19 protein-coding genes and 1 tRNA gene are annotated in these 20269 nt (G+C 66.4%); 14 read left to right on the top strand and 6 right to left on the bottom strand.

The genetic code is table 11. The features are described 5' to 3' along the window. Nucleotides 1–38 precede the first annotated feature (38 nt). Complete coding sequence (locus OG874_RS34150) at nt 39–1238, bottom strand: RNA-guided endonuclease InsQ/TnpB family protein (protein ID WP_330251181.1); 1200 nt, start codon at nt 1236–1238, stop codon at nt 39–41. A gap of 61 nt (nt 1239–1299) precedes the next feature. Between OG874_RS34150 and OG874_RS34145 the strand changes: the two genes are divergently transcribed. Continuing rightward, a complete protein-coding gene (locus tag OG874_RS34145) occupies nt 1300–1758 on the top strand; it encodes a hypothetical protein (protein ID WP_330251180.1) in 459 nt (152 codons plus the stop codon). Here the strand turns inward: OG874_RS34145 and OG874_RS34140 are convergent. From OG874_RS34140 to OG874_RS34130, 3 genes are all read right to left on the bottom strand, one after another. Further along, a complete protein-coding gene (locus OG874_RS34140) occupies nt 1755–2465 on the bottom strand; it encodes a DUF998 domain-containing protein (protein ID WP_330251179.1) in 711 nt (236 codons plus the stop codon). The genes OG874_RS34145 and OG874_RS34140 overlap by 4 nt on opposite strands. A gap of 367 nt (nt 2466–2832) precedes the next feature. After that, nucleotides 2833–3258, bottom strand: a complete 426-nt coding sequence (locus OG874_RS34135) for a very short patch repair endonuclease (RefSeq protein ID WP_330251178.1) — start codon at nt 3256–3258, stop codon at nt 2833–2835. Nucleotides 3259–3271: 13 nt separating this feature from the next. Further along, nucleotides 3272–4426, bottom strand: a complete 1155-nt coding sequence (locus OG874_RS34130; RefSeq protein WP_330251177.1) for a DNA cytosine methyltransferase — start codon at nt 4424–4426, stop codon at nt 3272–3274. Between the two features lie 283 nt (nt 4427–4709). Here OG874_RS34130 and OG874_RS34125 point away from each other — a divergent pair, with 283 nt between their 5' ends. The 5 genes from OG874_RS34125 to OG874_RS34105 all read left to right on the top strand — a co-directional run bounded on the left by OG874_RS34125 (nt 4710) and on the right by OG874_RS34105 (nt 12771). Next, complete coding sequence (locus tag OG874_RS34125; protein WP_330251176.1) at nt 4710–5960, top strand: KasA/KasB family beta-ketoacyl-ACP synthase; 1251 nt, start codon at nt 4710–4712, stop codon at nt 5958–5960. 99 nt (nt 5961–6059) lie between these two features. Then, nucleotides 6060–7982, top strand: a complete 1923-nt coding sequence (fadD32, locus tag OG874_RS34120) for a long-chain-fatty-acid--AMP ligase FadD32 (protein WP_442943165.1) — start codon at nt 6060–6062, stop codon at nt 7980–7982. Nucleotides 7983–8284: 302 nt separating this feature from the next. Next, nucleotides 8285–10132: an ABC transporter ATP-binding protein gene (locus OG874_RS34115; RefSeq protein WP_330251175.1), complete on the top strand. Its 1848-nt coding sequence runs from the start codon at nt 8285–8287 to the stop codon at nt 10130–10132. Then, the gene (locus OG874_RS34110) at nt 10129–12129 is read left to right on the top strand and encodes an ABC transporter ATP-binding protein (RefSeq protein WP_330251174.1); all 2001 of its coding nucleotides are present in this window, start codon (nt 10129–10131) and stop codon (nt 12127–12129) included. Before OG874_RS34115 ends, OG874_RS34110 begins: the two co-directional genes overlap by 4 nt. 36 nt (nt 12130–12165) lie before the next feature. Further along, the gene (locus tag OG874_RS34105) at nt 12166–12771 is read left to right on the top strand and encodes a putative glycolipid-binding domain-containing protein (RefSeq protein ID WP_330251173.1); all 606 of its coding nucleotides are present in this window, start codon (nt 12166–12168) and stop codon (nt 12769–12771) included. Nucleotides 12772–13126: 355 nt separating this feature from the next. On the opposite strand, the gene OG874_RS34100 is transcribed toward OG874_RS34105, so the two are convergent. Beyond that, complete coding sequence (locus OG874_RS34100; protein ID WP_330251172.1) at nt 13127–14077, bottom strand: prephenate dehydrogenase; 951 nt, start codon at nt 14075–14077, stop codon at nt 13127–13129. Between the two features lie 58 nt (nt 14078–14135). On the opposite strand from OG874_RS34100, the gene OG874_RS34095 reads away from it, so the two are divergent. The 6 genes from OG874_RS34095 (at nt 14136) to OG874_RS34070 (ending at nt 16331) form a co-directional block, all read left to right on the top strand. Continuing rightward, nucleotides 14136–14675, top strand: coding sequence for a tRNA adenosine deaminase-associated protein (locus OG874_RS34095; protein WP_330251171.1), 540 nt, complete (start codon nt 14136–14138; stop codon nt 14673–14675). Nucleotides 14676–14712: 37 nt separating this feature from the next. After that, nucleotides 14713–15147 (top strand): nucleoside deaminase, encoded by a 435-nt coding sequence (locus OG874_RS34090; RefSeq protein ID WP_330257543.1) that lies wholly within the window; start codon nt 14713–14715, stop codon nt 15145–15147. Nucleotides 15148–15252: 105 nt separating this feature from the next. Further along, nucleotides 15253–15343, top strand: a tRNA-Ser gene (locus OG874_RS34085). An 81-nt stretch (nt 15344–15424) separates the two neighbouring features. Then, nucleotides 15425–15601 carry a hypothetical protein gene (locus OG874_RS34080; protein WP_442943163.1) on the top strand — a complete coding sequence of 59 codons (177 nt, stop codon included), beginning with the start codon at nt 15425–15427 and terminating at the stop codon, nt 15599–15601. A gap of 214 nt (nt 15602–15815) precedes the next feature. Next, complete coding sequence (locus OG874_RS34075) at nt 15816–16016, top strand: hypothetical protein (RefSeq protein WP_330251170.1); 201 nt, start codon at nt 15816–15818, stop codon at nt 16014–16016. 72 nt (nt 16017–16088) lie between these two features. Next, nucleotides 16089–16331, top strand: a complete 243-nt coding sequence (locus tag OG874_RS34070) for a hypothetical protein (RefSeq protein WP_330251169.1) — start codon at nt 16089–16091, stop codon at nt 16329–16331. 180 nt (nt 16332–16511) lie between these two features. On the opposite strand, the gene OG874_RS34065 is transcribed toward OG874_RS34070, so the two are convergent. Further along, nucleotides 16512–18809 carry an MMPL family transporter gene (locus OG874_RS34065; protein WP_330251168.1) on the bottom strand — a complete coding sequence of 766 codons (2298 nt, stop codon included), beginning with the start codon at nt 18807–18809 and terminating at the stop codon, nt 16512–16514. A gap of 205 nt (nt 18810–19014) precedes the next feature. Between OG874_RS34065 and OG874_RS34060 the strand changes: the two genes are divergently transcribed. Beyond that, nucleotides 19015–19608 carry a TetR/AcrR family transcriptional regulator gene (locus OG874_RS34060; RefSeq protein WP_330251167.1) on the top strand — a complete coding sequence of 198 codons (594 nt, stop codon included), beginning with the start codon at nt 19015–19017 and terminating at the stop codon, nt 19606–19608. A 36-nt stretch (nt 19609–19644) separates the two neighbouring features. Further along, nucleotides 19645–20139: an RrF2 family transcriptional regulator gene (locus OG874_RS34055; RefSeq protein WP_330251166.1), complete on the top strand. Its 495-nt coding sequence runs from the start codon at nt 19645–19647 to the stop codon at nt 20137–20139. Nucleotides 20140–20269 lie beyond the last annotated feature (130 nt).

Raw genomic sequence — 20269 nt, 5'->3', positions numbered from 1 at the left:
TACCCGGTCCTGAAGGACCCGGGTTTGCTGCTCACGCTCTAACTGGCTGTCAGAGGGGTGGCTGCTTTAGGCACGGTTGATTGGGCGGCCCGATAGCTTTGATATCCGAGTGCGGCGATGTTGACGGCTGCGTTGTGGTCGGCGTGACCGCTCCAGCGACAACGACGGCACCGGAACACTGCCTGGCTGGGTCTGTTCGCCCGGTCGCAGTGCCCGCAGCGGTGACAGGTTCTGCTGGTGTTACGCGGGTCGACCACCTGCACGGGCAGTCCCGCGGCTTGGGCTTTGTAGGTGATCTGCGTACGCAGCTGCGCGAACGCCCACGAATGTAGTTGCTGCCGCTGCGCTTTGGCGAGCCGTACCCGGTCCCGGATACCCGATAAATCTTCTACCGCGATCCCCTGACCGGTGCGTTGCGCCTGGGCAACAACAGATTTCGAAAGTTGATGATTGACGTCGGTGACGTACCGGGCTTCCTTCCTACGCCGGGCCTTCAGTTTCCGTTTCGCGGACTTGGTCCCCACCTTCTGCAAAGCGGCCCGCAAGGCTTGGTTCCTCTTCCGGCGGGCGGTAACCGCACCACCAGACCACCGGGCATCGAGGTTCGTGGGGTCATCGGCACTGGTCACCGCCAGGTTCACGATCCCCAAATCCACACCCAACCACCCGGCGGGATCATCCGCCGGGACCAGCGGGGCCGGAGTGTCGGTGTCGACCGTGGCGTGCAGGTAGAAGTGACCGTCGCGGAAGACCAAATCCGACTCACCCTTACGGGCGGTGAGCAGTTTCAACTGCCATGGCGCACACACGAACCCGACACCCCGCAGACGCCCAGTCGTGGTCCAGATCGACACCGTCGACTGATCGATCTGCCACGACAGGCAGCGGTCGTCGAACGGTTGGCCTGCGTACTCGCGGAACCTGATCGGCTTACCAACGACCTTCGCATACCGCTTCGATCCCGGCGGCCCGTAATTCCCGCCGACCAGGTTCGCTTGCCGGGTCGCATACGCATCGGCGACCTTCTTGATCACCCGGATCGCCGGTTGCGCCGACAACCCGGATGCTTTGAGGTCGGCGTACACGTGTTTCTGCAGCGCGAACGGGCGACGATCAGCGGCGGTATGCGCGAACCGCGCGACCATATTCGCCCCCGCATTGCACAACTCGAGTGTCGCTTTCAGCGCCTCATGCTGCTCCGGAGTGGGAGCGAGCTTCACGACAACGATCCGCCTCACAACCCACCCCCTCCCCGACCTGATACCTCACCCGCTGCAAAACAGATCATGACAGAGGTGTGTGACAAGTGCGGCGCGACGTTGTCCGGAATCGAAAGCCGGGCAATACGATCCGGAACGTGGCGGCCTCCAGATCGACGGCAAGCCGCTGGAGACCCTGGTCGGCACGGTCTCGACCGATGACGGCACCGCGGCGCTGAAGAAGGCGGGCATCACCCCGGCCGCCAAGACCGCCAACCTGGATGTCACCGCGCTGATCACCGCACTGAACGCGGACGGAAAGTTCTACGGCCACGACAAGATCGAGGGCGTCGCCACAGTGGACGGCGGTAAAACCCTCTACATCGCCAACGACAGCGATTTCGGCCTCGCCGCGAGTAAGGGCGACCAGCCGCCGTTCGGCTTGAAGCCCAAGACCTTGCCCAACGGCATGCAGGACACCGGCGAAATCCTCGAGATCGACACCACGAAGCTGCCCGCGAAGCTCGACACGCACACCGTCAAGGTGCGGGTCGACTAATCGGAATCACCCTCGATCCATTCGCGGCCTTCCAGAATCACCGCCGCCGCCAAGGTGATCAGCCACAGCGACATCGATCCGACCTGGATCCGCTGGGCGATGCCGAGCGCGTAATTGCCGATCAGGTTGTCGGCGACCAGCATCCACACGGTCGCCGCCGACCCGATCACCAGCACCACCAGCCCGGCCTCGCGCAGAATCCGCCACCGGTGATACCGGAACGCGGCGACGCTGAAGGCGAAGGTTGCGATGGCGATCGAGGTCACCGCGATGGTGCTGGTCAGCGCGTGCGGCTGATGCAACTGCGGGAACAACTCGCTGCCACCGCCGCCGCATTCGGCGTTGTCCTGCGGGGTGCAATCGCGCAGTGGGAGCAGTACATCGCCGATGGTCGCTGCGCCGAAGCAGAACAGCGCGACCCAGCCGATGGTGGTGAATCTGCGGCGCGGAAACAGCAGCAGCCCGGCCAGCGCCGCGGGCATCAGCAACGCCCCCACGATCTTGTCGGCGGTCGCGAAGACTTCACGATAGGGTTTGCCCTCGGCGTCGAGTTCACTGAGGAACGAGTTGACCGGATCGACGTCGATCTTCAGCACGAACTCGAGCAACCAGGACGAATAGCAGAGTCCGGCGATCGCGATCGCCGCCGCGATCAGGCCACAGGCGACCCGAACGTGGCGTTCGGCGATCCTCGGGCGATCAGTCACTGGATCATTCTCCGCCTCTTCATTGGTCCGGTGTTCAACAGTAGGTCCGTGTGTCTGCACCGAGAGGCGTTACACACACCTCATTACCAACTCGCGCACAGGGTTCTGTCAGCTCCGTTGGTGATGCTGGGAGCAGTAAAAGGAGGTTGTTCCCATGATCGGATTCGCAACGGCCATCGCCGGACTGACGGTGCTGGCGGTAATGGCGGCGTCGGGCTACCTGGCCGCGCACGCACCGCGCTCGCTGGTTCGGGTGCGGCACCGCTAGCGACTGCTTGCAGGTCGCTCGAAAGGGTCGGCTAGCGACTGCTTGCAGGTCGCTCGAAAGGGTCGGCTAGCGACTGCTTGCAGGTCGCTCGTAAGTCGGCTAGCGGCGTAGTTCGGCCAGTACGGCTTGCACCCGGTCGGCCGCCGTGGCCGCATCCTCGTGCTCCCACACCCGGATCACCCGCCACCCCGCGGCCGCCAGCGTCGCATCGGTCGCCCGGTCACGGGCCACATTGCCGGTCAACTTGTCCGCCCACCACTGCGCATTGTTCTTCGGATCGGTCGCGTGCCGCGGACAGCGATGCCAGAAACACCCATCGACATACACCGCGACGCGCAGCCGCGGAAACACCAGATCGGCCCGCCGTCGCTGTCCGCGCAACGGCGCCCGATCGACGAAATAGCGCAATCCACGCCGGTGCAATTCCCGCCGCAGCGCGAGTTCGGGCTTGGTTCCGGCCCGCCGCTGCCGGGCCATCCGCGCACTGGTCGCGGTGTCGGTGGGCGGCCGCCGAGCCCCGCTCATGACGCCGCGCACCTCATGCCGCCCAGCCGCCCATCCGATCGAGATGACTCTCGACATCGGCCAGAAATCCGGGCGGGAACCGTAGATTGCCCATTCCGGTGCGGCGCAGGAACCCGGCGGTCGCGCGGGCGGAGAGCAGTCGCGGGTCGGTGAGGAAGTGGTGTAGATCCTCATATGGCTCGTGCACCGGCCAGGTCGAGACCGGCACCCGATAGGCGGTGCCCGCACGACCCCACGCGGCGACCGGCCACGGCCGTCCCGGCGGCAGTGGCTCATCGCCGGGAATCGGATCGCGCGGATCGGCCAGCCGCGAGCCGACCCAGGACGCCATCCGCACACTCACCGCATTGCCGATCAGCTTCCACCGATGCCCGTGCCGGATCCCGGGCACGGTGGTCGCCGGTTCGGTCCAGTCGGCGGCGAAGCCCTGCAGGCGCTCACCGTCCACGATGCCCGGCGTGACGATCTCGCCCGAGGGCAGCCGCACCGCGGGCGGACTCGCGATGCCGAGCGCCGACCCACCCTTGAGCGTCGGGATCGCGTTCACCGCCCAGCCGAGTCCGCGCACACCTTCGGTCCAGTAGAAGCCGCACGGATCCTGTTCGGGGTCACCGAGATCGAGCGGTCCGGCGTCATCGCCGAAGAGCACGCGGCGCGGATCCTCGGTGCGCGAGGCCAGCATCAGCACCCGCTGGCGGCGCTGCGGCAGCCCGAACGCGCGCGCATCGACCACCCGGTATGCCCAGGTGTAGCCGAGCTCCTCCAGCGCGTTGGTGATGTGCCGCATGGCCGCCCCGCGACTCAACTGCAGCATGAACGGCACATTCTCGATCAGCAGCCAGCGTGGCCCGCGCTGTCGGCGCACCAGACGAAACACCTCGTCCACCAGACCGGAGCGTTTGCCGGTGATGCCTGCCGTGCGTCCGGCCTGTGACAGATCCTGGCACGGAAAACCGGCGGCGACCAGCTCGGTTCCGGCCGGCAGCGCGCGCAGCCGAGTGATGTCCCCCTGCAACGGAACTCCGGGAAACCGCGCCGCGAGCACCGCCTGCGCACCCGGATCGATTTCGCAGAGCAGCTCGGTATGCCAGCCATGGTCGCCGAGACCGAGCTCCAGCCCGCCGATACCGGCGAACAGCCCGACCATCCGCCCGCCCGTCACAGTCATCCCTTCTCACGGTTGCTCGCAGATCGCTCGAAACAACCAGTCGCTCAGTTCCGCTCAGCAGGTTACTCGAGATGTCGGTGCGTCGACCGGCGACGACCACGGTAGTGTGTCGTGCACCCCGATCCGACTGGTCGCCCCAATAATGCGCCCGGTCGTATCGCGTGTGCTCGGCCGCTCGACGGCAGGAGGCATACTCCGAGCTCGCTCCTGCTGACCTTTCGGCGCTCCAGCGTCGACGCGCAGTTCCCGGTTTATCCCTAGTGACGCCAGGAAAGTGAGCGAAATGCAGATTCCGTCTACGAAGAACGGGAACTATCCCAACGTTGTCGTGACCAGTCTGGCGGCGACCACCTCGATCGCCGGGGATGTCGACTCCACCTGGAAAGGTCTACTCAACGGCGAGAGCGGTATCGATGTCCTCGACGACAGTTTCGTCGAGAAGTTCGAACTGCCGGTGCGCATCGGCGGACACCTGAAGGTCAAGCCGTCGGAGAGCCTCACCCGGCAGGAGGCGCACCAGATGTCCTACGTGGAGCAGATGGCCGTGGTGCTGGCCCGCGAGGTCTGGCGCAATGCGGGCAGCCCGGAAGTGGACAAGAACCGACTCGGGGTCGCCATCGGCACCGGTCTCGGCGGCGGTGAATTCATCGCCGCCGCGCGCGACCGGCTGCAGAACGGCGGCTACCGCAAAATCTCGCCGCTGACCGTGCAGCGCATCATGCCCAATGGCTCGGCCGCGTGTGTCGGCCTGGAACTCGGCGCGCGCGCCGGCGTGGTCACCCCGGTCTCGGCCTGCTCGTCGGGTTCGGAGGCGATCGCCAACGCCTGGCAGATGATCGTCATGGGCGATGCCGACATGGTGGTCACCGGCGGTGTCGAGGGCTCCATCCAGGCGGTGCCGATCGCGGCGTTCACCATGATGCGCGCGATGAGCACCCGTAACGAGGAGCCGCGGGCCGCCTCGCGGCCGTTCGACAAGGATCGCGACGGGTTCGTCTTCGGTGAGGCGGGCGCGATGATGATCATCGAGACCGAGGAGCACGCCAAGGCGCGCGGTGCGACCATTCACGCGCGGTTGATGGGCGCCGGCATTACCTCCGACGCGTTCCATCTGGTCGCACCCGATCTCGACGGCAAGGGTGCCGCGCGGGCGATGACCAGGGCCATGCAGAAGTCCGGAATCACCAAGAGCGATGTCACCCATGTCAACGCGCACGCGACCGCGACCCCGATCGGCGATACCGCCGAGGCGCTGGCCATCAACTCCGCTGTCGGCGACCACGCGTCGGTCTACGCGCCGAAATCCGCACTCGGTCACTCGATCGGCGCGGTCGGGGCGCTCGAGTCCGTGCTCACCGTGCTCACCGTGCGGGACGGCATCGTCCCGCCGACGTTGAATCTGGACAATCAGGATCCGGAGATCGAGCTCGACGTGGTCAAGGGACAGGCCCGGCCCGGCCGGATCGATTACGCCGTCAACAACTCGTTCGGTTTCGGCGGACACAACGTGGCGATCGCCTTCGGACGGTACTGAGCAGCGCGGGACCTGCTAGCGTTCCCGACGCTTCGTTGTCGACCTGTGTTCGGTGTAACCGCATGGCCCGAAGGCCTGCGTTGGCAAAAGGATAAGGCGATGATCGACGAAACCTTCGACGACTATTTGGACGATCAGGGCAACATCAAAATCCGCGGCGACCGCACCATGATCGACTTCGTCGACAAGCACAGCGCGGAGAACGGCGACGACCTCGCCTACCGCTACATCGACTACTCGCGCGAGCGCGACGGCGAGTATGTGGAGTTGACCTGGGCCGAATTCGGTGTGCGGCTGCGCGCTGTCGCGGCGCGACTGCAACAGGTGACGCAACCGGGTGACCGGGTCGCGGTCCTCGCCCCGCAGGGGCTGGACTATGTCGTCTCCATATTCGCGGCGGTTTATGCGGGCAATATCGCGGTGCCGCTGTTCGATCCGGAGGAGCAGGGCCACACCGATCGGCTGCACGCGGTACTCAACGACTGCACGCCGTCGGCCATTCTCACGGTCGGCTCGGCCGCGGCCGGTGTGCGGAACTTCTTCCGCCACCTGCCTGCGGCCCAGCGGCCGCGCATCATCGCGGTCGACGCGATCCCCGATAGCGTCGGGTCGACCTGGGCGCGGCCGGAGCTCAATATCGACAGCGTCGCGTATCTGCAGTACACCTCGGGCTCCACCCGGACCCCGGCCGGTGTCGAGATCACTCACCGGGCAGTCGGCACCAATCTGTTGCAGATGATCGATGCGATTGGTGTACAGGAGAATTCGCGGTGCGTCACCTGGCTGCCGCTGTTTCACGATATGGGGCTGCTGTCGGTGATCCTGCCGACCGTGGGCGGCGGATTCATCACGATCATGTCGCCGAGCGCATTCGTGCGGCGGCCCTACCGCTGGATCAAGGAACTGGCCGCCGCCTCCGACGGCGCCGGAACCTTCGCCGCCGCACCGAATTTCGCGTATGAGCATGCCGCGGCGCGGGGCAGGCCGAAAGCCGGTGAGGAACTGGATCTTTCGAATGTGATCGGGTTGATCAACGGCAGTGAGCCGGTATCGGTGTCGTCGATGAAGAAGTTCAACGACGCGTTCGCGCCGTACGGCCTGCCCGAGACCGCGCTCAAGCCCTGCTACGGCATGGCGGAGGCGACGCTGTTCGTTTCGGCGACCAAGTACGAGGACGAGGCGAGGGTGGTCTACGTGGACCGCGATCAGCTCAATGCGGGCCGGATGGTCGAGGTGCCGCAGGGCACCGAGAATTCGATCGCGCAAGTGTCCTGCGGCTATGTGGCGCTATCGCAGTGGGCGGTGATCGTGGATCCGGAGACCGGTATCGAGCGCGGTAACACCGAGGTCGGCGAGATCTGGTTGCACGGCGAGAATATGGGCATCGGGTACTGGGGTCGGCCGGAGGAGACCGTGGCGACCTTCCACAACACCCTCACCGAGCGCCTACCGCAGAACAGTCACGCACAGGGCACCGACCCGGACGCGAAGTGGATGCGCACCGGCGATTTCGGTGTCTACCTAAACGGCGAGTTGTACATCACCGGCCGGGTGAAGGATCTGGTGATCGTCGACGGGCGCAACCACTACCCGCAGGATCTGGAGTACTCGGCGCAGGAATCCAGTACCGCGCTGCGGCCGGGGTTCGTCGCGGCGTTCTCGGTGCTCGCGAATCAGTTGCCCGCGTCGGTATTCGAGCAGGGTAGCCATTCCGGGCTGGCCTTCGATGCCGATGACACCTCCGAGCAGTTGGTCATCGTGGCCGAGCGCGGCACCGGTGCGGCCAAGCTGGATCCGGATCCGATCGCCGATGTCGTGCGCGGTGCCATCGCGCAGCGGCACGGTGTGACCGTCCGTGATCTGTTGCTGGTTCCGGCCGGTTCGATTCCGCGTACCTCCAGCGGCAAGATCGCGCGAAGGGCCTGCCGCGCCGCGTATCTGGAAGGCAGGTTGCGTGGTGGGTATCAGCAGCAGGACTTCCCGGATGCGCCGGTGGAACAGGATCACCACATAACCGTCTGAGCGGGGGCGATCAGCGGTTCTTGCTGGCACAATTGAATCAACGGACCTCGGCGCCCAGGTTCTGGGCGCCGAGGTCGTTTTGTGGAGATCACGGGGGAGGGGTGATCGGCGGCTTCGGGCCCGTACTGCCCGGAGGGCACTTGACCTAAAGGTTACTCGAGGTTATTGGCTGTGGGGCATGGCGGAAAATCGGTTGGCCGATCCGGGAGCTGATGCCACGCTGGAATGTCGGACCCCGATGCGAACATCACCGGGAGGTCCGTTCGCGACAGCAGCCAAGCCACGGACAACGAGGGGGAGCTTTGTCAGTCACGCTCGATACGCGGTCGGCCGACACGGAGGTCGATAGACCCGAGCGGCCCGCCGCCGAGGCGTCGGGCCGCCTGTATTCGCTGCGCCGATTCTGGCCGTATCTGCGGCCGCATCGGGCCGCACTGCTCGGCACGACCGGGCTCGCGGTGGCCGCCTCGATCAGCGGGATCCTGATCCCACTGATCGTCGCGCAGATCATCGATGGTCCTATCGCCCACCGCGATTTCGCGGGGGTCGTCGTACCGGTGCTCGCGGTGCTCTCGATCGGCCTGCTGGAAGCGTTCGGTGTGTGGGGACGGCGCTGGCTGATCTCGAAACCCGCCGCCGCCTTCGAGATCGCCATGCGCGCCAAGATCTTCCGCAAGCTGCAGACGCTGTCGATCGGACGCCACGATGCCTGGGAGTCCGGACAGCTGCTCTCGCGCGCGGTCGACGATATGGGCACGATGAAGCGGTTCGTCGCGTTCGCCGGACCTTTCCTGATCCTGCACATCATTCTCATTCCGGCCGGCCTGCTGACGCTATTCGCGCTGAGCTGGCAGATCGGGGCGATGTTCGGCCTGATCTCGATTCCGCTGCTGTACACCTGCGTCCAATTCGAAAAGCGGTACGCGGTGGCGTCGCGGCGCTCCCAGGATCAGTCCGGCGATCTGGCGACCACCGCCGAGGAGTCGGCACAGGGCATCCGGGTGCTGAAGGCGTTCGGGCGCGGTGTGTTCTTCGGCGGGCGCTTCACCGCGCAGTCGCGGAATCTGCAACAGACCGAACTGCTGAAGGTGCGGCTGGACGCCACGCTGTGGTCGGTCATGATGAGCCTGCCGCAGTTGGTCATCGCCTTCGCGCTCGGTTACGGCGGTTATGCGGTCGCACACCACACTATGACGCTCGGCACCCTGGTCGCGGCCATCACGCTGGCGACCTTCCTGCAGTGGCCGATCATCTGGACCGGCTTCCTGCTCGCCGAGCTGAACGACGCGCGCACGGCGGCGGACCGGTTCTGGGAGATCATCGACACTCCGGTCGATATCGCCGATCCCGCGGATCCGGTGCAGCTGCCGGAGCGGATCGTCGGCGAATTGACGCTGGACGGTGTGCGCTTTGCCTTTCCGGACGCGAAAGATGAGGTGTTGCAAGATATTTCGCTGAAGGTGCGCCCCGGTGAGACGGTGGCGCTGGTCGGTGCGACGGGCAGTGGAAAGACGGCGCTGCTCAACCTGATTCCGCGGCTCTACGACGTGACCGACGGCACCATCACCATCGACGGCATCGATATCGCGTCGATGCGGGTCGCCGACCTGCGTTCGCTGGTCTCGGTGGCGTTCGAGGAGCCGGTGCTCTTCTCGGCGAGCGTGCGGGAGAACGTCGCGCTCGGCGATCCGGAGGCCACCGACGACGATGTGCGCCGCGCCCTGGATGTCGCGCAGGCGACCGACTTCGTGAACGACCTGCCGTGGGGCCTGGACACCAGGATCGGCGAGCAGGGCCAGAGCCTGTCCGGTGGTCAGCGTCAGCGGTTGGCCCTGGCTCGCGCGGTACTCGCCAACGCCAGCGACTTTTCGCGGGTGAGTCGGCACGGCGCGGGGGAGCGGGCTCGCATCATGGTGCTCGACGACCCATTGTCCGCACTCGATGTGGAGACCGAGGAGCGGGTGCAGGAGCGGCTGCGCACGGTGCTGGCCGGTGCCACGACTCTGCTTGTCGCGCACCGGCCCTCGACGGCCGCGTTGGCGGACCGGGTGGCGCTGCTGGCCGACGGTCGGATCGTCGCCGAGGGCGCCCACGATCAACTACTGAAGACCAGCAGTCGCTACCGCGAACTGATGGGAGGTGAAGCATGACCACCACCGAAACCCCGGTCCCCGCCGACAATGCCGACGATGCGGTCGCCGACTGGCGCGGCATCGCCAACGAGGACAAGGAGGTGACCGAGACCGGAAATCTGGTGCTGGCCGGTCGATCCCGGCGGCTGCTGCTGAGTCTGGTCCGGCCGTATCGCAAGCTCGCGATCCTGGCCATGGTACTGATCGTGCTCGACAACGCCGCGATGGTCTCCGCGCCGCTGTTCGTCGCGCACGGACTCGACGCCGGTATCGCCGAAGGCGCCAAAGGAAACTGGGCACCCTTGGCGCGCACCGTCGCCGGCTATCTGGGTGCCATCGGGCTCGGCGTGCTCACCACCTTCGTCTTCCTGCGAATCTCCGGAAAGCTCAGCCAGAGTGTGCTTTTCGACCTGCGGGCCCGGCTGTTCGCGCATATGCAGCGGCTCAGCGTCGCCTTTCACGAGAAGTACACCTCCGGCAAGGTCGTCGCGCGGCTGACCGGTGATATCGAAACGCTCCAGCAGCTGTTGGAGAGCGCGCTGAATCAGGCACTGAGCGCGATCCTCTCGGTGCTGACCATCGCGGCGCTGCTGATCTACCTCGATCAGACGCTCGCCGCGATCGTGCTGGTCGGCTTCGTGCCGCTGGCGCTGGTCACCCGCTGGGCGCAGCGCAGGCAGCGGGCCGGTTACCGGCGCACCCGCGGCGCTATCGCGAAAGTGGTTGTGCAGTTCGTGGAGTCGATGGGCGGTATGCGGGCGGTGCAGGCCTTCCGTCGGGAGGCGCGCAACGAATCGGTGCTGGCCGCCGAGGACGCCGAATACTTCCAGGCGACCACCGCCGCCATGCGCGGCATGGGCGACTACGCCGGACTCACCCGCCTGCTCGGCAACCTGACCACGGTCATCGTCATCGTGGTCGGCGCCTGGCAGGTGATCGAGGGCAACCTCGCCGTCGGCGTCCTCGCGGCATACCTGTTGTACCTCAACGAGTTCTACGGCCCCCTCGACGAACTCGCCCAGGTATTCAACGCCTACCAGTCCGCGGCCGCCGCCCTGGAGAAGATCTCCGGCGTGCTCGAGGAGGAGCCCTCGGTCCCGGAACCCGAGGATCCGATCGCGTTGGCGAAGGCGACCGGTGCCGTGCGAATGGACCATATGTGGTTCGGCTACGGCGCGGACGAGTCGGCCGGTGCCGAGAAGGCACGCTCGGATGCCGACGGTGGGGCTGAACTGTCGGATGTGGCCGCGTCCGAGGGCCCTGGCGTTGCACTGCCCGCGCTGGATTCTGTGCAGCCTCGCCGCCGTGTGAACAGCGGCGGCAGCGCGCGCCCCGTACTTCCTGAGTTCTCGCTGGAGATTCCGGCGGGGCAGGTGATCGCGCTGGTCGGTGCGACCGGTGCGGGCAAGTCCACGTTGGCCAAGCTGCTGACGCGGTTCTACGACCCGTCCGGCGGCACGGTGACCTTGGACGGGATCGACCTGCGGCGGTTGTCCGATGCGGATCTGCGGCGCAATGTCGTGATGGTCACCCAGGAGTCCTATCTGTTCTCCGGATCGGTGGCCGACAACATTCGGCTGGGTCGGCCGGAGGCCGGCGATGCGGAGGTGTTCGCGGCCGCACGCGCGGTCGGGCTGTACGACTTCGTCGCCGCCCTGCCGGAGGGCTTCGACACCGACGTGCGCAAGCGCGGCGGGCGGCTGTCGGCGGGCCAGCGTCAGCTGGTCGCGTTCGCCCGGGTGTTCCTGGCCGATCCCGCCGTGATCGTGCTGGACGAGGCCACCTCGAGCCTGGACATTCCGAGCGAACGGCTCATCCAGCGGGCACTGGAGACGGTGCTGCGCGATCGCACCGCCGTGATCATCGCGCACCGGCTCTCCACGGTCGCGATCGCCGATCGCGTGCTGGTGCTCGAGTACGGCCGGATCGTCGAGGACGGTGCGCCGAGTGAGCTCATCGCGGGCACCGGCCGGTTCGCCAGTCTGCACGCTGCATGGCGCGAGTCGCTGGTGTGATGCGAGCACCGCACCGGCGTCGCTTACGGTAGAGACGTGACGACTCCAGACCTCGGCTCCGAAAGCCAACCGGCGGCATCCCGGTGGCCGACGATTCTCACGTGGCGCGCGCACAACGCGACGCGGATGGAGTCTGTCCGGGTAACCCTCAATGGCAACCGCATCCGCGCCGCCGGCCGCATGATCGGCGGCGCAACCGCGGACCATCCTGCGTTCAGCGCCTCCTACGACCTGGTCACCGACGAGAACGGCGTCACCAAGCGCCTGTCCCTGCGCAGCACCACCGCGGCCGGTGAGCGGCAGGCCTCGATCGCCCGGGATGAGGAGAACTACTGGCTGGTCGACGCGGGCGGCGGCCACGTGCGCTCCACCTTCGCCGGCGCCCTCGATGTCGACGTGGTGCTCAGCCCGTTCTTCAACACCCTGCCCATCCGCCGCTTCGGCCTGCAGAACGCCGTCGGCGACGTCGAGGTCCCGGTCGTCTACGTTCGCCTTCCCGACCTGCTCGTCCAGGAAGCCAGCCTGGTCTACAGCAGCGCCGCCGACGGCATCAGCGTGCTGTCCCCGGTTTCCAGCGCCACCGTCACCGTGGACGCCGACGGCTTCCTCCTCGACTACCCAGGCCTGGCCGAGCGCATCTGATCGCGTCGGCCTGCACACAGCGTCGCCGAATGTGCGCCCCCTCCTCGGGCTTCGGCCCTTTTGCAGGTGTCAAGAGGGCGAAGCCCGACGAAGGCTGCCGAAGCCCGAATGACGACGGGTTCGCTCGGCTACCGGGTTCTCGCCGAACGCATCTGATCGCATCGGTATACCTGCACACCCGTCGCCGACCGCGCGCACACCCTTTCTCGGGCTCCGTTTGTAGGTGCCCAAGCGAGGGCGAAAGCTGCGGATTCTCGGCCTACGCCGATCAGTCCAGCTCGGTGATCACGCCGCCGCGCCGGCCTGCGTCGCGCAGCTGCGCGAGCCAATGGCGCGGATTCTCGGTCTACGCCGATCAGTCCAGCTTGGTGATCACGCCGCCGCGCCGGCCTGCGTCGCGCAGCTGCGCGAGCCAATCGTGGTCGCCTGGGCGGATATCGGTGATTTCCCAGCGCCGCGCGGATTCATAGCGCTCGCGGGCGTCGTGGCCGGCTTCCACCAGATCGACCAACGTGTCCTCCTCGCGCAAGCGGTCGCGCGCCGCGCTCAGTACGGTGAGCGTCTCCTCCAGCACGTCGAGCAGGGCGGCGGCATTCGGCTCGCAGATGGCACGAACCAGGTCCGGAGCGGTCGCGGCCACGCGGGTGCCGTCGCGGAACGAACCGGCGGCCAGACCGAGCGCCAGGTCGCCGCCCGCCGCACCGGCGACGGCCAGCGCCTCCGCCAGCACATGTGGCAGATGCGATATCCGGGCGACGGCACGGTCGTGCTCGTCGGCGACCACCGGGGCGACCACCGCGCCGCAGGCCAGCGCCAGCCGCACCACTCGACACCACGGCTGCGGGTGGGTGCCCTCGTCCACCCCGACCGCCCACACCGAGTCCCGGAACAGGCCGGGATCGGTGGCGGCCCAACCGGATTCGGAGGTTCCGGCCATCGGGTGTCCGCCGACATAGTGGGCCGCGAGCCCGTGCCTGCGCACCGCCGCCGCTACCGGCGCCTTGACGCTCACCACATCGGTGAGTGCACAGCGCGGCGCGAAGGTCGCCACCGAGCCGAGGAGGTGGTCGACCGCGGGCATCGGCACCGCGACGACGACCAGCGCATCGGCATCGGCGGCCCGGGTCAGCACCTCGATCAGATCGCCGGTGACATCGAATCCGTCGGCCCGCGCGGCCTGCGCGCCATCGGCTGATCTGTTGTAACCCCAAGCGTCATAACCCGCGCCGACGGCGGCGCGCAGCAGCGATCCGCCGATCAAACCCGTCCCGAGGACACACACGGGTGCTTTCTGGTCAGGAGTCATCGGAACAGATTCGCATACGACTTCAACATTTCGGCTCGAGCCGACTACCGTTGCGGCCATGGCAGCACAGCGCTCGGGCACTAATAGGGCGGCGTCGGAAGACTACGACGACGTGGAAGGGTTCGCAGTGGCGGTTGTCCGCGAAGAGGGACAATGGCGGTGTACTCCGCTGAGTCAGGCCGCACTCACCGATTTGTCCGCCGCGGAAAACGAACTCAAGGCATTGCGCAGCTCAGGCGCGGTGTTCGGATTGCTCGACATCGATGACGAGTTCTTCATCGTGCTCCGGCCCGCGCCGAGCGGTACCCGGATGCTGGTCTCGGATGCGACGGCCGCGATCGATTACGACATCGCCGCCGATGTACTCGAGGCCCTCAATGTCGATATCCCCGACATCGATCCCGATGAACTCGACGATATCGAGCCGTGGGAAGAGGGCGACCTCGGCGTGCTCGCCGATCTCGGCCTGCCCGAGCCGGTGCTCGCCGTGATCCTCGCCGAGACCGACCTGTACCCGGATGAGCAGCTCGGCATGATCGCCCAGCGGCTCGGCTTCGCCAACGAACTCTCGGCGGTGCTGGACAAGCTGCCCCGCTGACGTGGGTCTGCGCCCCAACGGCCTCTCCGACACCGATATGGTGCGTGCCGCGATCGCCGCCGCGTCCGCCGCGGGCGATCGCGACGTACCGGTCGGTGCCGTCGTCTTCGATGCCACCGGACGCGAACTCGCCCGCGCGGCCAATGCCAGAGAGGCCCTCGGCGACCCGACGGCGCACGCGGAAATCCTCGCCTTGCGCCGCGCGGCCGAAGTCGTCGGCGACGGCTGGCGCCTGGAAGACTGCACGCTCGCGGTGACACTGGAGCCGTGCACCATGTGCGCGGGTGCCTTGGTGCTCGCCCGCGTCGGTCGCCTGGTGTTCGGTGCCTGGGAACCGAAAACCGGTGCCGTCGGCTCCCTCTGGGACGTGGTCCGCGACCGCCGCCTCAACCACCGCCCGGAAGTGCGCGGTGGCGTGCTGGAAGCCGAATGCGCGGCGCTGCTGGACGAATTCTTCCGTGCCCAACGCTGAGGACCCAGGCACCGTCCAATAGCCGTACCTTCCCCTCCCGGCACCCCTCCGACCGCCCCTACAGGCGATTTAGCGATCCGCCCCCCGTCCGGTATGGTTGTCGGCGGTGGCGTGTCCGAGCGGCCTAAGGAGCACGCCTCGAAAGCGTGTGAGGGGTAACCCCCCTCCGAGGGTTCAAATCCCTCCGCCACCGCCACAGCCCCTGACCGGATTCCTGGTCAGGGGCTTTTCATATCCCGGCTGGCTGCTCGGGTTCCGATTCGGCAGTCTGCTGGTCTTGATCTGGCTGGTGATCGGGGTGGTCGCCGCGGGCCAGCGGCATTACTTCGACAGCGGTCCGATCAATTGCGCCGGGTTCGGCACGATCGCGGTGACGGTGATCGCCGGTCCGCTCAACTATCTGGGCGTGAATCCGAAGATCTCGGATTGCACTGTGCCGCAACCGAGTCCGTAACCGTCGCGGTCCTGGGGACTGGGCGCCGGGGCCTCGGCCGACCTCGGTGCTCGGGGCGTGCTCTGCCGGGCGGCGACATGCCGTGCGGTCGGGCGCGCCCGACCAGGGCCGGGTATGTAGCGATTAGCTGAATGTGGGCCGGTGCGATGGGATAATTTGTCGCAATACCAACCGCGCGAGCGCGATTCGCGGGAGACATATGAGCGAGCCTTCGATGAAACTTGGCACCGTGCTGATCGTGATCTGGCTGGTCACCGGCGTTGTCGCGGCCGGACAACGCAATTACTTCGACAGTGGCCCGATCAACTGCGCCGGCTTCGGCACGGTCGCCCTCACCGTCCTGGCCGGTCCGCTGAACTATATGGGCGTGAACCCGAGGATCGCCGACTGCAATGTGCCGCAGCCCAGCCAATAGCGCCGGGGGATGCGTCAACGCCGCACATCGGGGTATCCGCCCGGTACGCGAGTGCGAAAGGAAGCGATGACGATGCGCGAGCGACTTACCCGGAGACCGGCCAACCCAGCCGGTACGCGACTCATAGGACTGCTGCTACTGGTCTGGTTGGTGATCGGGGTGGTCGCCGCGGGCCAGCGGCATTACTTCGATAGCGGTCCGGTCAACTGCGCGGGCTTCGGCACCATCGCCGTGACGGTGCTGGCCGGTCCGCTCAACTACATGGGTGTGAACCCGAAGATCGCGGACTGCAATCTGCCCCAGCCCAGCCCGTAATGACAACGCCCCCACTGGAACCCATTTCCAGTGGGGGCGAAGCCAACTCGAAGATCGGCGCGCGGGCTGCCGCACCGCATCGGGCATCGGCTGACCGCGCAGTTCGTGCAGCCCCGCAAAACGCACTCGACCCCGCACCCATAATTCGGGTGCGGGGCCGAGCCGCTGTATCGGATTCGATCAGCCCACGCTGACCGGTTCCCGTACCGTCTCCGCGGACCGCTGCTGCAACTCACGCAGCTTCGCGCCCTCGACGTCGATATCGGGCAGGATCCGGTCCAGCCACTGCGGAATCCACCAGGACCACTTGCCCATCAGTGCCAGCAGCGACGGGATCACGATCATCCGGACGATGAACGCGTCGATCAACACACCCGCCGCCAGCGCGAAGCCCATGGATTTCGCGGTGATATCGGTTTCCAGCAGGAAGGAGCCGAATACCGCGATCATGATGATCGCGGCCGAGGTGACGACCCGGGCGCCGTGGTGATAACCGGCGATCATGGCTTCCTTCGGCGACTTGCCGCTCACGAATTCCTCGCGCATCCGGGTCACCAGGAATACCTGGTAATCCATGGCCAGGCCGAACACCAGGCCGATCAGCATGATCGGCAGGAAGCTGACCAGCGGATGCGGATCCTCGATCAGCCCGAACTTGCCCTGCTGGAATACCAGCACGGTCGCGCCGAACGTCGCCGCCATGGACAGCAGGAAGCCGAGCGCCGCGGTGAGCGGTACCAGGATCGAGCGGAACACCAGGATCAGCAACAGGAACGCGGCGCCGGCCACGATCGCCAGGTACGGCACAATCTTGCTCAGCAGCACATGGTCGACATCGGCGAAGATCGCCGTGGTGCCGGTGATGCCGTATTCCATGCCGAACTCGGTCTGCATCTGCGCTTCGGCATCGCGCGCGTCACTGACCAGATCCTTGGTGGCCTGGTTGTTCGGACCCGACTTCGGCACGCCGTCGAGCAGCGCACCGGCCTTGTCCTCACCACTCCACTTCGGCTCGGTCACATAATCCATGCCCGGGTAGGACGCGAGCTTCGTCCGAAGCGCGTCGACCGCGGCCGCGCGGCGCTCGGCCGGCACCTTGGTGAGATCCACCGCGACGTTCAGCACACCGTTGCTGCCCTCGCCGAAGCCCTCGGTGCGCAGCTCGTAGGCCTTACGGATGGTGGAGGTCTTCGGCTGGCTGTCATCGCCGGGCAGACCCAGGTTCAGACCCGCGGCCGGTGCCGCCAGCAGACCGAGCACGACCACGCTGAGCAGCAGGGTCACCGCGGGCGCCTTGCCGATCAGGCGACCGACGCGCATACCGTTGGTGACCGATTTGTCATCCTCGGGATCGTGCTGGGCGACGATCGGCAGCTTCGGCTTGAACAGGAACCGGCCGAATGCGCCGAGCAATGCGGGCATCAGCGTGATGGCGGTGAGCACCGCGAATCCGGCGGCGATCGCACCACCCAGACCCATGAATGTCATGAACTGCACGCCGACGATGCTCAGACCGCCGAGCGCGATGATGACGGTGAGACCGGCGAACACCACCGCGGAACCCGCCGTACCGAGCGCCGTACCGGCCGCCTCTTCCGGCGAATCCTGCACCGCCAGTTCGTGTTTGTACCGCGACACGATGAACAGCGCGTAGTCGATCGACAGGGCGATGCCGATCATGGACGCGAGGAAGGTCGTGAAGCTGGGCACTTCGATGATCGAGGTGCCGAGGAAGATCAGCGAGGTGGCCGCGCCGAGACCGACGATCGCGGTGATGATCGGCACGAACGCGGCGACAATCGCGCCGAACGCGATGATCATGACGATGAGCGCGATGCCCATGCCGATCTGCTCGGACTTACCGCTGGGTCCCTCGTTCTTCTGTGCGATCGTGCCGCTCATCTCCACCTGCAGCCCAGCATTGCGGGCATCGCTGGCGACGTTGTAGGCGGCTTCGCGCTGCTCGTCGGTGACGTCGGTGAACTTCTTGATGGTGAACGGCACGCTGAAGAAGGCGACCGCATCCGGATCGGTCTTGCTGAGCACGTTCAGCGGCGCGCCACTGCATTTGGACGGATCGGGGTCGGCCAGGCAGCCCGACTTCTCCGCGGCCTCAATGGGATTCATCACCGGTTTGCTGTGGTCGACGGTGTCGAGGGTGCCGAGCTTGGCGATGAACGCCTCCAGCGCCGCACGGTTCGCCGGTTCGGTCAGCTTCTGCCCTTCGGGCGCCGCGATGACGTAGGTGCCGGTGACGGCGTCGAACTTGAAGGCGTCGGAGGCGCCGGGGAAATGCTTGTCGAGGATGTCGTTGGCACGGGCGGACGGCAGCGCCGGCATGCTGAAGTCATTGGTCATCGGCTCCTTCAGCTGCGCGCCGAGGCCGCCGAGCAGCAGGAACAGGATAAGCCAGACCGGAAGCACTATCCATTTCCTGCGGAAAGCGAACTTTCCCCATCTATAGAGATAAACGGACACGAGGGTTCTCCTAGCGAGATGGCTGGGTACGTGCTGGTTCGTGGCGCGTAGACAGCACTCGCGGGGTTGCCCTGCTGTACCCCGCCTCCAATTGACGCTTTCTGCCTACCGTGCGGTAGGTAGACTACCTAGGAGCTAAGCGGAGGTACAACCTCAATTCTGGTGGCAACGTTGGCTCGGCGCAGAAGTGATGAGAGGACCATCCATGACCGTTCGTGACGCAAGCGACACTGTCGTCGCAGGTGGCGGCACAAAAATAGCAATTCGCGATGCTGCGGTGAAACTGTTCGGCGCCAAGGGGTTCGAGCAGACGAGTCTGCGCGAGGTCGCAGATGCGGTAGGAATCACAAAGGCATCGCTCTACTATCACTATGCCTCGAAGCTCGATTTACTCCTGGCGATCGTCGATCCGATCATCGACCACTTGCGCGCGGTGATCGAGGATATCGACGCGGTCCCGCACGATGCGGAGGGGGTGCGCGCCATTCTGCGTACCTATCTGCGCGGCATGATCCGCAACCGCGACGCCGGTGCGCTGTGCATGCGCGATACCGTCGCGATCATCAATGTGATGGCCGATCGGTACCCGGATCTGCTGGACTCCAATCGGGTGCTGCGCGAATGGCTCGCCGGACCCGACGCCGACGCGGCGGCCAAGCTGCGCGCGAGCGCGGCATTGGAGGTTCTCGGGGTGGCGTTGCTGTCCACCGAGCTCGTGCCCGGCGTCGAGGATTCGGTGGTGGAACGCACACTGCTGGACGCGGCCACCTGTGTACTGAGCGCCTGCCACACCGCGTAGATTCGTTCGCACACCTAACGCCAGGGAGTTGTCGCCGTGCACATCACCGCGAGGGTCGATTACGCGGTGCGGACCTTGTTGGAAATCGCCCGCGCACCGCGGCCGAACCAGGCCCCGGGCGGTATCGCCGTGCAGGTCGCGCCGGTGGTGAAGGCCGACGCGATTTCGACCGCGCAGCGGATCCCGCCCAAGGTGCTCGAGACCGTGCTCGCCGAGCTGCGCCGGGCCGATCTGGTGACCAGCAGGCGCGGCCCGGACGGCGGCTACTGGCTGGCGCGTCCGGCCGCGGCGATCTCCATTGCCGATGTGATCCGCGCGATCGAGGGCCCGTTGGCCTCGGTGCGCGGTGAGCGTCCGGAGGATGTGCGGTACCCGGGCGCGGCCGAACCGTTGCAGCGGGTCTGGATCGCGCTGCGGGTCAATATTCGCGTGGTGCTGGAGAACGTATCCATTGATGACATCGCGCAGAATCGACTCCCCGGATTCGTCGAGGCGCTCACGGAGGATCCCGGTGCTTGGGCGCGGCGGTAATTCGAATCGAGTCGCGCACACCGAAAGACTCGTGCGCGTTCGCTGTTTTTCCGCGACCGGTGACCGGCCTGGATCCGGGGTATCGGTGCTGGTCAGGAATCTTCGCGACTTCCATCACGGTTTCCCGGTA

The organism is Nocardia sp. NBC_00565, assembly GCF_036345915.1.
GTDB lineage: Bacteria > Actinomycetota > Actinomycetes > Mycobacteriales > Mycobacteriaceae > Nocardia.
The sequence above is the reverse complement of the archived record's forward strand: the minus strand, read 5'-3'. Positions and strand labels throughout refer to the sequence as shown.